18 protein-coding genes are annotated in these 14,260 nt (G+C 62.3%); 3 read left to right on the top strand and 15 right to left on the bottom strand.

What is annotated here, in order from left to right; genetic code table 11:
• Positions 1–93: 93 nt before the first annotated feature.
• The 7 genes from ABVV53_RS14315 to leuC all read right to left on the bottom strand — a co-directional run bounded on the left by ABVV53_RS14315 (position 94) and on the right by leuC (position 4,500).
• Positions 94–882: an NUDIX domain-containing protein gene (locus ABVV53_RS14315; protein WP_353985099.1), complete on the bottom strand. Its 789-nt coding sequence runs from the start codon at positions 880–882 to the stop codon at positions 94–96.
• A gap of 346 nt (positions 883–1,228) precedes the next feature.
• Complete coding sequence (gene grxD / locus ABVV53_RS14320) at positions 1,229–1,558, bottom strand: Grx4 family monothiol glutaredoxin (protein ID WP_353985100.1); 330 nt, start codon at positions 1,556–1,558, stop codon at positions 1,229–1,231.
• Between the two features lie 55 nt (positions 1,559–1,613).
• The gene (locus tag ABVV53_RS14325) at positions 1,614–1,847 is read right to left on the bottom strand and encodes a BolA family protein (RefSeq protein WP_353985101.1); all 234 of its coding nucleotides are present in this window, start codon (positions 1,845–1,847) and stop codon (positions 1,614–1,616) included.
• 29 nt (positions 1,848–1,876) lie between these two features.
• Positions 1,877–2,200, bottom strand: a complete 324-nt coding sequence (locus tag ABVV53_RS14330; RefSeq protein ID WP_353985102.1) for a DUF1476 domain-containing protein — start codon at positions 2,198–2,200, stop codon at positions 1,877–1,879.
• Positions 2,201–2,276: 76 nt separating this feature from the next.
• The gene (gene leuD / locus ABVV53_RS14335; RefSeq protein ID WP_353985103.1) at positions 2,277–2,879 is read right to left on the bottom strand and encodes a 3-isopropylmalate dehydratase small subunit; all 603 of its coding nucleotides are present in this window, start codon (positions 2,877–2,879) and stop codon (positions 2,277–2,279) included.
• Positions 2,879–3,061 (bottom strand): hypothetical protein, encoded by a 183-nt coding sequence (locus ABVV53_RS14340; RefSeq protein WP_353985104.1) that lies wholly within the window; start codon positions 3,059–3,061, stop codon positions 2,879–2,881. The genes leuD and ABVV53_RS14340 overlap by 1 nt, the downstream gene beginning before the upstream one ends.
• Positions 3,062–3,066: 5 nt before the next feature.
• A complete protein-coding gene (gene leuC / locus ABVV53_RS14345) occupies positions 3,067–4,500 on the bottom strand; it encodes a 3-isopropylmalate dehydratase large subunit (protein ID WP_353985105.1) in 1,434 nt (477 codons plus the stop codon).
• 846 nt (positions 4,501–5,346) lie between these two features.
• Here leuC and katG point away from each other — a divergent pair.
• Complete coding sequence (gene katG, locus ABVV53_RS14350) at positions 5,347–7,566, top strand: catalase/peroxidase HPI (protein ID WP_353985106.1); 2,220 nt, start codon at positions 5,347–5,349, stop codon at positions 7,564–7,566.
• A 54-nt stretch (positions 7,567–7,620) separates the two neighbouring features.
• On the opposite strand, the gene ABVV53_RS14355 is transcribed toward katG, so the two are convergent.
• On the bottom strand, positions 7,621–8,007 hold the full coding sequence (locus ABVV53_RS14355; RefSeq protein ID WP_353985107.1) for a YbaN family protein: 387 nt from the start codon (positions 8,005–8,007) through the stop codon (positions 7,621–7,623).
• Positions 7,997–8,404: a SufE family protein gene (locus ABVV53_RS14360; protein WP_353985108.1), complete on the bottom strand. Its 408-nt coding sequence runs from the start codon at positions 8,402–8,404 to the stop codon at positions 7,997–7,999. Before ABVV53_RS14360 ends, ABVV53_RS14355 begins: the two co-directional genes overlap by 11 nt.
• A gap of 177 nt (positions 8,405–8,581) precedes the next feature.
• Between ABVV53_RS14360 and ABVV53_RS14365 the strand changes: the two genes are divergently transcribed.
• Complete coding sequence (locus ABVV53_RS14365) at positions 8,582–10,630, top strand: NAD(+) synthase (RefSeq protein WP_353985109.1); 2,049 nt, start codon at positions 8,582–8,584, stop codon at positions 10,628–10,630.
• 15 nt (positions 10,631–10,645) lie between these two features.
• Here ABVV53_RS14365 and ABVV53_RS14370 read toward each other — a convergent pair whose 3' ends face one another.
• Genes ABVV53_RS14370 through ABVV53_RS14395 form a run of 6 tightly spaced genes read right to left on the bottom strand, consistent with a single transcriptional unit; the run spans position 10,646 to position 13,009 of the window.
• Positions 10,646–10,867 carry a hypothetical protein gene (locus tag ABVV53_RS14370; protein ID WP_353985110.1) on the bottom strand — a complete coding sequence of 74 codons (222 nt, stop codon included), beginning with the start codon at positions 10,865–10,867 and terminating at the stop codon, positions 10,646–10,648.
• Positions 10,864–11,202, bottom strand: a complete 339-nt coding sequence (locus ABVV53_RS14375; RefSeq protein ID WP_353985111.1) for a hypothetical protein — start codon at positions 11,200–11,202, stop codon at positions 10,864–10,866. The genes ABVV53_RS14370 and ABVV53_RS14375 overlap by 4 nt, the downstream gene beginning before the upstream one ends.
• Before the next feature lie 11 nt (positions 11,203–11,213).
• Positions 11,214–11,501 carry a hypothetical protein gene (locus ABVV53_RS14380; protein WP_353985112.1) on the bottom strand — a complete coding sequence of 96 codons (288 nt, stop codon included), beginning with the start codon at positions 11,499–11,501 and terminating at the stop codon, positions 11,214–11,216.
• Positions 11,502–11,525: 24 nt separating this feature from the next.
• Entirely contained in the window at positions 11,526–11,891 is a 366-nt protein-coding gene (locus ABVV53_RS14385; RefSeq protein WP_353985113.1) for a PspC domain-containing protein, read from the bottom strand.
• A gap of 54 nt (positions 11,892–11,945) precedes the next feature.
• The gene (pspA, locus tag ABVV53_RS14390) at positions 11,946–12,824 is read right to left on the bottom strand and encodes a phage shock protein PspA (protein WP_353985114.1); all 879 of its coding nucleotides are present in this window, start codon (positions 12,822–12,824) and stop codon (positions 11,946–11,948) included.
• Positions 12,821–13,009: a hypothetical protein gene (locus ABVV53_RS14395; protein ID WP_353985115.1), complete on the bottom strand. Its 189-nt coding sequence runs from the start codon at positions 13,007–13,009 to the stop codon at positions 12,821–12,823. Before ABVV53_RS14395 ends, pspA begins: the two co-directional genes overlap by 4 nt.
• Before the next feature lie 160 nt (positions 13,010–13,169).
• Between ABVV53_RS14395 and pspF the strand changes: the two genes are divergently transcribed.
• Positions 13,170–14,222 carry a phage shock protein operon transcriptional activator gene (pspF, locus tag ABVV53_RS14400; RefSeq protein WP_353985116.1) on the top strand — a complete coding sequence of 351 codons (1,053 nt, stop codon included), beginning with the start codon at positions 13,170–13,172 and terminating at the stop codon, positions 14,220–14,222.
• The last annotated feature ends 38 nt before the right edge of the window (positions 14,223–14,260 follow it).

The following is a 14,260-nucleotide window of genomic DNA, read 5'->3' on the forward strand; positions in this document are numbered from 1 at the left end:
GGTGAGGCCGAGAAGACGTCTCTCGGCCTCACCACCATCGTGTCGGCGCAAGCTTTGACGTTACTCCGCCGCTAATCGCGCGCTTGCTGGCTCTCAGCCCCTCTTGGCGGTTGCTAGCGGCTGCCCGAGGACAGGGTAGCCATGCCCCTCGGCAATCTCGATCCACATTTCGCCCTCTCGCTCGACCTGTATCGGCTGAATGCGGCGCACGGGGTGGCGCGAAATGTCGTGCAAGGCCGCTGTGAAGCTATCGAACTGAGCGAGCCGTTCCAGATTACGCCGGGTAGGGAAGATCACGCTGATCTCCCCCGCATCTGCCATCTCAAGCGCGCGCGCGGCGCTGGCCCAGAAAAGATGAGTATTCTCGGTAGCGTCTACCGCAATATCTACGTCGCCAGTTCCGAGATCGGTGACGAAGAAGCGTGTGTCGAACGCGCGGGCAAATGGTGGGCACCAGTGCGCGTAAAGCGTCAGGCGCTCTGGCTCGACTGCCCAGCCATAAGCCCGGATAACGGGTGCGAGGTGGCCTTCTTTCAGAAGAAGCGCACGAGCGGACGCGGCTTCGCTTGCGGAGACCCGGTTGCGCAGACCGATCACCAATCCGGTCTCCTCCAGCGTTTCCCGGATTGCCGCGATGCGCGCGGCGGCCACCTCTGGATCATCCTCCGGCATGAGTTCAGCGGCTAGCGTCCGGTCTTCCGGATCGATCTTGCCGCCAGGGAACACAGCCGCGCCGCCAGCAAAGCGCATCTCGCGTGAGCGCTGAACCATCAGCAGTTGAGGTGGGCCCTCATGAGCACGGCGGAAGATAACGACTGTCGCGGCGGGAACGACCTGAGGGCCATTTGGCGGCATCGGGCCTTCACCTGGGTATTCTGACATCTGCCTATTCTTGCCGCCCCGCTGTGATCAGGCAAGCAAATTGGGTCTAGAAAGAACGCGATGCCGATCTGGTGTCGGTGAACTTTACAGAAGAGTGTCCCCCGCGCAGAGAACGGAGAGGGAAAACACAGCAAAAGCTACGGTTTCAAGAAGTTGGCACGGGTTGTGCAATGTGGCTGACGTACCCTGAGTACGTCTCGCTAGAGGCGGGGCCGGACAACTTGACGGCTCCGCCTCCCCGAACTGGCGGCAGACACTCACCTGCAGACCACTGCCGTACAGAAGCTAGAGGTGACGGGAGTGCGCAATGCAGCGGCTTCGCACGAAGGCCACTGCGTCAAGGTTCTCAGGCGGCGGTTGGCACGCCAGATTGCGTCATCAAGGCGTGCAGTTCGCCGGCCTCATACATCTCCATCATAATGTCGCTGCCGCCGACGAATTCACCCTTCACGTAGAGCTGCGGGATCGTGGGCCAGTCCGAAAAGGTCTTGATGCTCTGCCGGATTTCCATGTCCTGGAGAACGTCCACACTTTCGTAAGCCACACCAAGATGGTCGAGGATCGCCACTGCCCGGCTTGAAAAGCCGCACTGCGGAAAGAGCGGCGTGCCCTTCATGAAAAGCACAACGTCGTTAGATTTGACGATGTCGCCGATGCGGGTGTTGACGTCGGACATTGAAGCAGAACCTTTGTGCGCCAGGCATCTCGCCAGGGGAAATGTGTATGCGTCCTCAGTTGGGAACAGCGGTGGTGAGTTGCAAGGCGTGAAGCACACCGCCCATACGGCCCCCGAGCGCCTCGTAGACGAGCTTATGCTGCGCGACCCGGCTTTTGCCCTCGAAAGCGGCGGACACAACATGAGCGGCGTAGTGATCGCCGTCGCCCGCGAGGTCGGTAATCGTGACCTGAGCGTCGGGCAGCGCTGAGCGGATCAGCGCCTCGATCTCGTTTGCCGGCATCGCCATTTTGCTTGTCCTTGCTCTTGCGGGATGGCTCAGGCTTCGCCCATAAGCGCGCGGCGGGCTTCGATTTGCTTGCTTTCCAAGGCGGAGCGCACTTCGGCTTCATCCACCTCGACGCCGGCGCTGGTCAGGTCGCCCAGCAGCTTGCGTACGACGTCTTCGTCGCCTGTTTCCTCAAAGTCAGCCTGAACGACAGCCTTGGCGTAAGCCTCGCGCTCCGCAGGGGAGAGGTTCATGCGCTCTGCGGCCCATTCTCCGAGGAGGCGGTTGCGGCGTGCCTGAATGCGGAACTGCATTTCGGCATCATGGGCGAACTTGGCCTCTTCGGCGCGCTCACGGTCGTCGAAAGTCGTCATCACGTAACCTCTGCGAGGGAATTGCGAGCATCGCGATAGGGCGACGGCTTGCCGGGTTCAACAAAGGAATTTGCCCTTAGGGGACGTTGCGTGCAGTCTGGGCCAAAAACGGCAGTTCTGCGCGTGCTTTTCCTTCATACGCGTCGATCGTGCTCGCCTGAGCCATGGTCATGCCGACTTCGTCCAACCCTTCCAGCAAGCAGTGTTTGCGAAACGCATCGATTTCGAAGGTGAAGCGATCCTGGAAGGGCGTTGTCACGCTTTGCGTCTCAAGATCTACGTCGATCGGATCGGTTTTTGCGACTTCCAGCAGCCGATCAACGGCCTCCTGCGGCAGCGCAACCGTGAGGATGCCGTTCTTGAAGGCGTTGCCAGAGAAAATGTCTGAAAAGCTGGGGGCGATCACGCACGTCACACCCATGTCCAGCAGCGCCCATGCGGCGTGCTCGCGGCTCGATCCGCACCCGAAGTTGTCTCCGGCTACCAAAATCGGGGCGCCGGCGTATTCCGGATCGTCGAAGACGTTGTTCGGCTCCTTGCGCACGGCCTCGAAGGCGCCGCAGCCGAGGCCCTCGCGCGTGATGGTCTTGAGCCAGTGCGCGGGGATGATGACGTCAGTATCGACATTCTTGCGGCCAAACGGAATGGCTCGCCCGGCGACGTGGGAAATCGGCTCCATCAGTCAGTCTCGACGGGAAAGTGGGGGGCGGTGCTGGTCGGCGGGGGCAGGGCTGCGGCCGCCTTCTTGTCCCTGCGGCGCTTTGCGTAGAGCAGGGCTGCAGCGATTGCTGCCGAACCGATTGCCGCGCCGGCTGCGAGAGCGGCGCGCGAGGCGAGGGAATCGTCGGTGTCGTTGTCCATGTCGCTTATCCTACCAGTTCACGCACGTCGGTCAGGCGGCCGGTAACCGCCGCGGCCGCGGCCATCGCCGGGCTCATGAGATGCGTGCGGCTGCCGGGACCTTGGCGCCCCGTGAAGTTGCGGTTGCTCGTGGAGGCGCAGCGCTCCCCAGACGGGACCTTGTCCGGGTTCATGGCCAGACAGGCCGAGCAGCCCGGCTCACGCCACTCCAGACCTGCATCGATGATGATCTTGTCGAGGCCTTCGGCTTCGGCTTGCGCCTTGACCAAGCCCGAGCCGGGCACGACGATGGCCCACTTCACATGGCCAGCCTTCTTGCGGCCCTTGAGCACTTCGGCGGCAGCCCGGATATCTTCGATGCGGCTGTTGGTACACGAGCCGATGAAGACGTTCTGCACTTCCACCTCGGTCAGCCGGGTGCCAGGGGTCAGTCCCATGTAATCGAGGCTCACCTTCACCGCGTCGCGCTTCGAGGCGTCGGCAAAGTCCTCGGGAGCGGGGACGACGCCGCCAATGGCCGACACGTCTTCTGGGCTCGTTCCCCAGGTGACGGTGGGCTGGATGTCCTCAGCACGGATGGCGACCGACTTGTCGAACGTGGCGCCAGGGTCGGTCGCCAGGCTCTTCCACCAGGCGACGGCCTTGTCCCAGTCCTCGCCCTTAGGCGCATAAGGGCGTCCCTGGAGGTAAGCGAAGGTCTTCTCGTCGGGCGCGATGAGGCCCGAGCGGGCGCCACCCTCGATCGCCATGTTGCAGACGGTCAGGCGCCCCTCCACCGACATGTCCTCGAACACGTTGCCGCGATACTCGATGACATAGCCAGTGCCGCCGCCCATTCCGGTGACCCCGATGACGTGCAGGATCACGTCCTTGGGAGTGACGCCGGCGCCGAGTTGCCCTTCGACGCGCACTTCCATGGTCTTGCTCTGCTTCAGCAACAGCGTCTGCGTTGCCAGCACGTGCTCCACCTCTGTGGTGCCGATGCCGAAGGCAAGCGCGCCAATGCCGCCGTGCGAAGCGGTGTGACTGTCACCGCAGACAATTGTAGCACCCGGAAGCGAGAAGCCCTGCTCGGGCCCTACGACATGAACGATGCCTTGTTCGGCATCGGTCGCGTCGATGTAGCGCACGCCGAACTCCGGCGCGTTCCGGCGCAACGCCGCAAGCTGGTTCGCACTCTCGGCGTCGGTTATCGGAAGGGGGTTGCCCGCCGCATCTCTGCGCGGCGTTGTCGGCAGGTTGTGATCGGGTACCGCCAGCGTAAGGTCGGGACGCCGCACCTTGCGACCTGCCACCCGCAGGCCTTCGAAGGCCTGGGGACTCGTCACCTCGTGAACAAGATGGCGGTCGATATAGATGAGGCTCGTACCATCCTCACGCGTATCGACGACGTGAGCGTCCCAGATCTTTTGGTATAGAGTGCGCGGCATGTCTGTCATAATATGTCGCGATTAGGCGCGACCGTCCCGCAATTCAAGCGGAACGGGCGCGAGCAACCGTAGCCTAGAGTTTATCCGCGGCGCTTGTTCCAGATACGGTTTTCTGAGCGGAGAGCCACTTGGATGTGAGCGATGCGGTCCTGCAGCCTGCGTACTTCCACCTTGGTGAGATCACCGCGACTGTAGGAGGCGTAGAGGGCTGGAGTTGTGCGGCATCACGCCTCAGGCCCGCAGCCTCACGCTTCGAGATGTTCCGTCGTGCCTGAGCGCGGTCGATCGCAAGGTTCAGCCCTTTGATGTCACTACGGATTTGCGCGTCTGCTCCGCGCATGTGCCGGCCAGTGTCGTGCCTACCCCTTTCATAGCGCCCTGTTTCGTATCGCCCCCCTTCGTAGTGGCCGTGTGGTGCGGCTTGAGCGGGAAGGGCGGCCGTGAGGCCCATCGCAGCGATAAGAGCCGGGGCGACGATAGTGAGCTTGCGCATGGTGTTGATCCTCTTTGCTGGAAGCGGAGGTGGCTTCCGTCGTATTCAGAAATATGACCTCAAAGATGAATGATGGTTATTTGGATCGTCGCAGAGCTATGTGCCTTTGCACCAAAGTGTCGCAGCGGTGATGACGTCACGGCTGAGAAAGAAGGCGATGGGGGCTGAAGCGCGAACTCAAGTGGCAGCGCTGGTCTGGAGTGGCGGGGTTGCGAGAAGCCGTGGGAGATCGCGCCAAAACCGAGGTTGCTCTCGGATCCATTCGGTAGCCCCTATCGCTGTAATCGGCCGAACTCATTTCCCACTGAGGCGTTCGGTTGGCAGACTAGCATCACTTTAAATGACCTTGAGGAGAGAAGAATATGGACGCCAAGACAAGCGGCGATCCCCTGAAGGGTTGTCCGATGAAGGAAGCCACGGCGCTTCGCACCTTGTTCGGCCGCAGCAATCGTGACTGGTGGCCGAACCAGCTGTCGCTGGAGGTGCTTCCGCAGAAGGGTGCTACCGGCAGCCCGTACGGGGACGAGTTCAATTATCGTGAGGCCTTCAAGACTCTGGACCTGGAAGAAGTGAAGGCAGACCTGCGCGCGCTGATGACTGACAGCCAACCCTGGTGGCCAGCGGACTATGGGCACTACGGCCCCTTCTTCATCCGGATGGCCTGGCACAGCGCCGGCACTTATCGCACGGGTGACGGTCGCGGCGGCTCATCCTCGGGCTCTCAGCGGTTTGCGCCGCTCAATTCCTGGCCGGACAATGCCAACCTCGACAAGGCGCGTCGCCTGCTCTGGCCGATCAAGCAGAAGTACGGGGCCAAGCTTTCTTGGGCGGACCTGATGATCCTGACCGGCAACGTCGCGATCGAGTCCATGGGCGGGCCGGTATTCGGCTTCGGTGGCGGGCGCGTTGACGTCTTCGAGCCAGAGAAGGACATCTACTGGGGCACTGAGGAGGAATGGCTCGGCGAGACGCGCATCGACGAGGAAGCTGGTCGTGCCTTGGAGAACCCGCTGGCGGCGATCCAGATGGGCCTCATCTACGTTAATCCCGAGGGGCCCGGCGGCAAGCCCGACCCGGTCGGCTCCGCACGAGACATCCGCGAGACGTTCGCGCGGATGGGCATGAATGACGAGGAAGTCGTGGCTCTGACCGCCGGCGGCCACACTTTCGGCAAGTGCCACGGCGCCGGTGACGCCGCGAAGGTCGGCGCCGAACCTGAGGGCTCGGACATCGCGCAGCAGGGCCTGGGTTGGCAGAGTGGGCACGAGAGCGGCTTGGGCGATCACACGATCACCAGCGGCATCGAAGGTGCTTGGACCGCCAATCCCATCCAGTGGGACAATGGGTACTTCGATAATCTGCTCAACCATGAGTACGAGCTGGAGAAGAGCCCCGCGGGCGCCTGGCAGTGGCACCCCGTCGGCAATCCGGAGGAAACTCTGGCACCGAAGGCTCACACCGCCGGCGTCAAAGTACCGACGATCATGACGACGGCCGACATGGCGATGAAGGTCGATCCGGGCTACCGCCAGATTTCCGAGCGCTTTCACGCCAATCCCGACCAGTTCGCCGATGCCTTCGCCCGCGCATGGTTCAAGCTTTGCCACCGCGACATGGGGCCCAAGGCGCGCTACCTCGGCTCCGACGTGCCCGCCGAAGATCTGATCTGGCAGGACCCTATCCCCAAGGCCGACTACAAGCAGATCGACGCCAACGATGTGGCGGTGCTCGAGAAGCAGATTCTGCAATCCGGGTTGACCGTCTCCGAGATGGTCTCGGTCGCCTGGGCCTCGGCTTCGACTTACCGGTGCTCTGATCACCGCGGCGGTGCCAACGGTGCGCGTATCCGCCTGGAACCGCAGAAGAACTGGGATGTGAACGAACCAGAGAAGCTCGCGAAGGTGCTGGCTGTCTACGAGCGCATCAAGGCTGACTTCGATGCCAGCGCGACGGGCGGCAAGAAGGTGTCTATCGCGGACCTGATCGTGCTGGGCGGCACGGCAGCGGTCGAAATGGCGGCGATCAATGCGGGCTATAAGGTGCGCGTGCCGTTCACGCCGGGCCGCACCGACGCTTCGCAAGAGTGGACCGATCCGGTCAACTTCGAACCGCTGGAGCCGCAAGCCGATGGCTTCCGTAACTACCTGCCGACTCGCATGAGCGTGCCGACGGAGGAACTGCTGATAGATCGCGCGGCGCTCCTCGGTCTCAGCGCTCCCGAGATGGCGGTGCTGGTGGGCGGTCTGCGCGTGCTCGGCGCCAACCACGGCGGCAACCAGGACGGCGTCCTAACCGATCGTCCGGGGCAGCTGACCAACGACTTCTTCGTCAACCTGCTCGACATGGGCACGGCGTGGAAAGTCGTCGACGAGAGCAGCGACGAGACTTTCGTCGGCACGTGCCGCAAGACGGATGAGCGCAAGTGGACCGCGACCCGCACCGACCTCGTGTTCGGTTCGAACTCGCAGCTTCGTGCGTTGTCGGAAGTCTATGCTGCGGCGGACGCCGGTGAAAAGTTCGTCAAGGACTTCGTGGCGGCCTGGACGAAGGTGATGAACGCCGATCGTTTCGATCTCCTCTGAGATCGCGCGAATGAGAGTTAAGGCCTTCCCGTCACCATGGCGGGAGGGCCTTAACTATTCCGGCCGCAACCAGATCCACGGGCCGAAAGTCACCAGCACCACGACCGGGATGATCACGGCAGGAAACCCAAGCGTCAGCATCACGAAGGGCACGCTGCCCGTCATGCCGAGCAGCGCCGAGATTTTGCCTTTGCGGCTGACCGCCCGCCGATCCCGCCACGCGACGAGGTGCGGTCCGTAGTGTTTGTGCGCGTAAAGCTTGTCGGCAAGGTGAGGGTGGCTTTTCGAAAAGCACCAGGCCGCCAGAAGGTAGAACACGACGGTCGGCAGCAGCGGCAGGAAAATGCCAACGGTGCCCAGTCCTACGAAGAAGGCGCCTCCAGCGGCCCACAACGGCCGCAGCGCTGGAGGCGCGCGCTTCGGGAACTCGTCATCCGGCATAGCGCGCCGCAGTCTCCCGGATCAGCGCGATCATGTTCGGCACGCCCTGCGTTCGGTTCGACGAGAGCTGGTTGCGCAGATCGAAAGGCTCCAGCTTTTCCGCGATGTCGGTGTCGGCCACTTCGGCAGCAGGACGATCCTGCACGGCAGCGAGCACCAGGGCGACGATGCCTTTCGTGATGGCCGCATTGCTATCCGCCAGGAAGTGCAGCGTATCGCCGTCGGCTCTGGTAGGATAGACCCAGACGCTCGCCGAGCAGCCGCGCACCTTCGTTGCGTCTGTTTTTAGCGCATCGGGCATTGGATCGAGCTCGCGTCCTAACTCGATCAGCAGACGATACCGCTCGTCACCATCGAGGAACTCATACTCTTCGCGAATGTCATCCAGGCTGCGCATGTTGAGAGCATGTAAGGCCAAGGTCGGACGGAACAAGTCAAATCCCCTCCCGTTCGTGTCGCAGGGCTGGACGTTGCAGGCTGTCGCATTGCATCGGGCTTGGCCGATATGTGGGACGGAGTGCACGATGCGAGGTGAACATTGCCTGGAGCGGTTCGGGATGTCAGGACCTGAAGCATGAGCGAGAGCCACCCCTTTTACGACATGCACCGCCATGGACTCGTGCGCGTTGCCACCTCGACCCCTAAGGTTCGCACGGCCGACGTGCCGTGCAACCGCGACGCCATCATCGCGGAAGCGCGTCGAGCGCACGAAGCAGGGGTCGACCTGCTGGTCTATCCTGAGCTGTGCCTATCCTCCTACGCCATAGACGACCTCCACTTGCAGCAGGCTATGATCGAGGCGGTGGAAGCCGCCATCGGAGAGGTGGTGGAAGCGAGCAAAGGTCTCTCGCCCGTGCTGCTGATCGGCGCCGCGGTCGCGGACCGAGGCCGGCTCTACAATTGCGCCCTGGCCATCGCGAATGGGCGGCTGCTGGGTGCAGTGCCGAAGTCGTACCTGCCTAACTACCGCGAGTTCTACGAAAAGCGTTGGTTCGCGAGCGGGATCGGGATTGTCGGGCAGACGATCCGGGTTGCCGGCAGGGACATCCCGTTCGGAACCGACCTGGTCTTCGCATCCAGCCTGATGTCGGATTTCCGCTTCTTCATCGAAATCTGCGAGGACTTCTGGGCGCCCACGCCGCCCTCGACACTAGGTGCGCTCGCCGGAGCGACGATCTTGTGCAATCTGTCCGCGTCGAACATCGTCATCGGCAAGTCGGACGACCGGCACATGCTGTGCAGCGCCCAGTCGGCCCGGACCGCTTCTGCCTATGTTTACTCCGCGGGTGGTCACGGGGAGAGCACGACCGACATGGCGTGGGACGGACAGGGCGTCATCTACGAGCTGAGCGAATTGCTGGCTGAATCGGAGCGTTTCTCGCTCGAACCAGAACTGTGCATTGCTGACGTCGATTGCGCGCGGATCGTTGGCGAACGGCTTCGCCTTCCCACCTACAACGATTCCGGCCGTGCTTCCGGGCGCCCGGAGTATAGCTTCCGCACGATCTCCTTCGATCATGTTCCAGCCAAGGGTGACATCGGCCTCAAGCGTGCGATCCGCCGCTTTCCCTTCGTGCCCGATCGCCCTGAAAAGCTCGACGCCGACTGCTACGAGGCGTTCAACATCCAAGTGGATGGGCTCATGCGGCGGATGGAATCGACCAAGTCGAAGAGCCTTGTCATCGGCGTCTCGGGCGGCCTCGACTCCACGCACGCGCTCATTGTCGCGGCCAAGACTTGCGACCGCCTGGGCCTGCCGCGCACTACGATCCGTGGTTATACGATGCCCGGATTTGGTACCAGCCAGGGAACCAAGAGCAACGCCTGGAAGCTGATGGAGGCGCTCGGCATTACTGCTGCTGAGATCGACATCCGGCCTGCCGCCACGACCATGCTCAAGGACATCGGGCACCCCTTCGGCAAAGGAGAGCCAGTCTACGACGTCACTTTCGAGAACGTGCAGGCGGGGCTGCGAACCGACTATCTGTTCCGCCTCGCCAGCCAGCACTCCGGATTCGTGATCGGTACCGGCGACTTGTCGGAGCTGGCCTTGGGCTGGTGCACCTATGGTGTGGGCGATCAGATGAGCCACTATGCCGTCAACGCGGGCGTTCCCAAGACGCTGATTCAGTATCTTATCCGCTGGACCGCGAACACCCAGGTGGATGAGGAGACGTCCGCGGTTCTGCTCTCGATCCTGAACACCGAGATCTCGCCCGAACTTGTCCCTGCCGGCGAGGACGGGGAAATGCAGAGTACCGAAGGCAAGATCGGTCCGTACGAACTGAACGACTTCTTCCTGCACCACATCGTGCGCTTCGGGCAGAAGCCGTCCAAGGTCGCGTTCCTGGCGTGGCATGCTTGGCGTGAAGCCTCGCAGGGCAATTGGCCCGCTGGCTTCCCCGAAGATGGGCGCAACGTTTACGACCTCGCGACCGTCGCAAAGTGGCTGGAAGAATTCCTGTGGCGGTTCTTCGCCTTCAGCCAGTTCAAGCGCTCTGCGATTCCAAACGGGCCCAAGGTCTCGGGCGGAGGAGCGCTGAGCCCGAGGGGCGACTGGCGGGCGCCCTCGGACGCAAGTGCGACGGTTTGGATCGACGAGCTCAAGCGCGCGCTCCCCTGAGCGCGCGGCAGGAGTTCAGTCGCGAAGGGCTTCGATCTCGCGCGCCAGGCGGTCGCCGTCGCGCTCTTCGATGGCGATCCGCTCGAGCACGGCGATGCGCTGCCGCAACTGCTCGACCTCCCGCTCCAGCTCAGCATCATGAGGCGGCGAGCCGTGGCCACCCCGATTTTTTTGAGCGCGCAACCAAGTGACTGCGGCAATCGCGACGATCACGACAATGGCGGTCCCGAAGCTCATTGGGTCGTCACCTCTTCACGGGCGAGGCGCAGTCCTTCAATCTGCTGCGCCACGTCATAGCCGCTGTCAGTGACGATCCGCTCGACGCTCGCAAGGCGATCCTTGATGGAACCGATTTCGGCACGAAGCTGCGCATTTTCCTGTGTCAGGAGTTGAACGCGAGCTTGCGCTTCGGTGTCGCCCTTGGGGTAGAGGGTCTTGCCCCAGGAGTTCTCAAGAGGATATCCGTGCCGCATTCGGAGCCAGTTGTTGAAGACCCAGCCTGCCGTGGCGATACAGGTCCCGGCGACGAGCACCGGTGCCAGCGCTTCGATCGCGAGGTAGTCCAAAGCCATCGCGTCCTCCTTCAGTTGATGCTGCTGTCCGGCTCGACGCTGCGCTGCCGCTCCACCGAGCGGGCGTCACGAAGAGCCTCGATCTGGAGGGCGGTGTCGTAGCCACCGTCAGTGATGATCCGCTCCAGAACACGCACGCGCTCTTCCAGCTCGCGGGAGTGCGATGCATATTGCGCCGCCTTCTCGGCTGTCGCCTGCACCTGCAGTTCGGCCATCTTGCGCTGATGCTTGGTCCACACGATGAAGCACACCATGATGAATGGAGCCAGCGGGATGAGCAGGGCGAGAATGCCTTCCATGGCGCAATATCCTTCTTGTTGCGCTTAGCGCAGACTGTCAATTTCGGCGGCGAGCCGTGGGTTGCTGCTGGAGTAGTGCCGTTCCATCTCCGCTACCCGGCGATCTATGTCGGAGAGCTCCGCGTGAACATGATGCTTCTTGCGTCGGCGCTGGATGCGGCGCAGCTGGCGCTCCTCTTCCACCTCACTGTAGTGCGAAAACGGCTTCTTGTCGGCGATCAGCGCTGCCACGATGTACATCGGAATGGTTATGAACGACACAAACAGCGTCAGTAAAACCGTTGCGATCCGAACCCAGAGGGGATCGACGCCGGTGTAGTCCGCCAGCCCCGAGCATACTCCCGCGAGCTTGGCATTCGACTTGTCGAGATAGAATTGTCCGCGTGCCATGGTCCTGTTCCTCTTGCACGAATGACTGCATGTTTTCTGTCAGCTGCTACCGCTTCAGCCCAGCGGTGAGTCTGTCGTCTTATTTTCTGCCTTTTCGTCGCCCATGGCACGCTTCATTTCAGCGAGTTCCGCTTCAATGCTGTCGCCATCCGCCAGAGCGGCGATCTCATCCGATAGCGACGGCTGGCGACTATCGCCCATGCTCATCGATTCGGCTCGGCCCTCCGCATAGTCTACGCGCCTTTCAAGCTGATCGAAGCGGACCATCGCCTCGTCTACTCGCTCGCTGGCGAGCAAGCTGCGCAGTTTGACGCGGTTCTCTGCGCTCTGGAGCCGCGCGGCGATCGAGGTCTGCCTGGTGCGAGCCTCGCGAAGGCGGCTCTGCAGCTTCTCGATGTCCTGCTCATAGGCACGCAGCGCATCGTCGAGCACCTCGATCTCGGCCTTGAGCTGGTCTGCCATGTCCGCAGCCTTCTTTTTCTCCAGCAGCGCGGCCCGGGCGAGGTCTTCGCGGGCTTTGCTGAGCGCGAGCTGTGCCTTGTCGGCCCAGTCCGCCTGCAACTTGTCGAGTTTTGCGACGTGCCTGCGCATCTCTTTCTGATCGGCGATCGTGCGCGCACTCGACGTGCGAACCTCGACCAGCGTCTCTTCCATTTCGAGGATGATCAGGCGGATCATCTTGGCCGGATCTTCCGCCTTCTCGAGCAAATCGTTGAAGTTGGCGGCGATGATGTCGCGCGTCCGGGAGAAAATACCCATTTTGGGAATGCCCTTTCTAATCTTGGGACGGTCGGCGTAGGGGTAGGGATACGGGCGGCTGACAGTCCGTTTAGAGCGAACGCCTTCCATGCCGTCGAGCGTCAATAGCCGCGCAGCATGGCTGCCGTGCTCGGCGCCACGGAGTTCGGCTATCTCTGCCTCCAGTCGGGTCATGCCAGTGCCACGCGCGAGATGACGCAATTGCACGGGCCCGCCGCATAGGCTCTGGCGGGGCTGATCTGGTCAATCAGTACGAACAAGTTCAGCGCGCCCATTGCCAGGATGCTCGCCACGATTGCCGTGTCGAGCTTCGTGCGCGAGGGCTGGCCATCTGCGGGAGTGTTATTGCGCGAGAGCATGTGTCTATCCTTGCCTTACCCTGATCCGTGGTTGACCCCAACTTCGCAAGCGCCGTGCCAATTTGCCTTGCTGTTGAATTTTAACGTTTTCCGGTGCGAGTTGATGACTGCTGAATGGGATAATTTGCCAAAAGGTGGCAAATTGCACTAAAAGCTGGGCATGGAGCGCAACGTCCAGTTCTTGGGTCAGTCCACGGCTTTTCTCGACGCAGTCGAACGAGCCTCTCGTGCCGCTGCGACCGGGCGGCCGGTACTGGTGGTGGGAGAGAGAGGAACCGGAAAGGAACTCATCGCACAACGCTTGCATCGCTTGAGTTCGCGTTGGGGAGAGCCGCTCATCACGCTCAACTGCGCCGCTCTGCCCGAAACACTGATCGAGGCCGAGTTGTTCGGGCACGAGGCAGGGGCATTCACCGGCGCAACGCGTGCCCGGGCAGGGCGCTTCGAAGAGGCAGACAAAGGCACTCTGTTCCTGGATGAGCTGGGCACGCTCTCCATGGCTGCCCAGGAAAGATTGCTGCGAGCAGTCGAATACGGCGAGGTTACACGTATCGGATCATCGCGTCCGCTTGAAGTGGACGTGCGGATCGTTGGAGCCACGAACGCCGACCTCCCGCGAATGGCGGCGGAAGACCGATTCCGCGCGGACTTGCTGGACCGGCTAAGCTTCGAGGTCATAACACTACCGCCGCTGCGCGCTCGGGAAGGGGACGTGCCTGAGCTCGCCGAATACTATGGGCGGCGCATGGCGACGGAACTGGGGTGGAGCGGCTGGCCCGGCTTTGCTGCGGTCGCGCTGGAGGCGCTGGAGGCTTACAGCTGGCCGGGAAATGTGCGCGAACTGCGCAATGTTGTCGAGCGGGCGGTCTACCGATGGGACAATGAAAATCAGCCGATTGGAGAGATTGTGTTCGATCCGTTCGAAAGCGCTTGGGCACCGTGCGTAACCACGCCGCAGAAGCGGGAGGAGGCGCCAGCCAACCGCGCCGGGCAGGCAGACCGTTCCGAGCGGTCACCCGCGATGAATCTGCGTGCGGCGGTCGATGCGCATGAGCGCGAGCTGATCGAGGGGGCGCTGGAGCGGCATCGCTGGAACCAGCGCCGGACAGCCACAGATCTGGGACTTACTTATGACCAGTTGCGGCACTGCCTGAAGAAGCACGGCATCTCCGCTTCTGCTGCAAACCCGTTGACTGCGTCCTCTCCAGCATAGCGCTTCAACTCGCGAACTCAGTAACAGGCCGGAACTGC

Origin of the sequence: Novosphingobium kalidii (genome assembly GCF_040534015.1) — a bacterium.
Classification (GTDB): domain Bacteria; phylum Pseudomonadota; class Alphaproteobacteria; order Sphingomonadales; family Sphingomonadaceae; genus Novosphingobium; species Novosphingobium kalidii.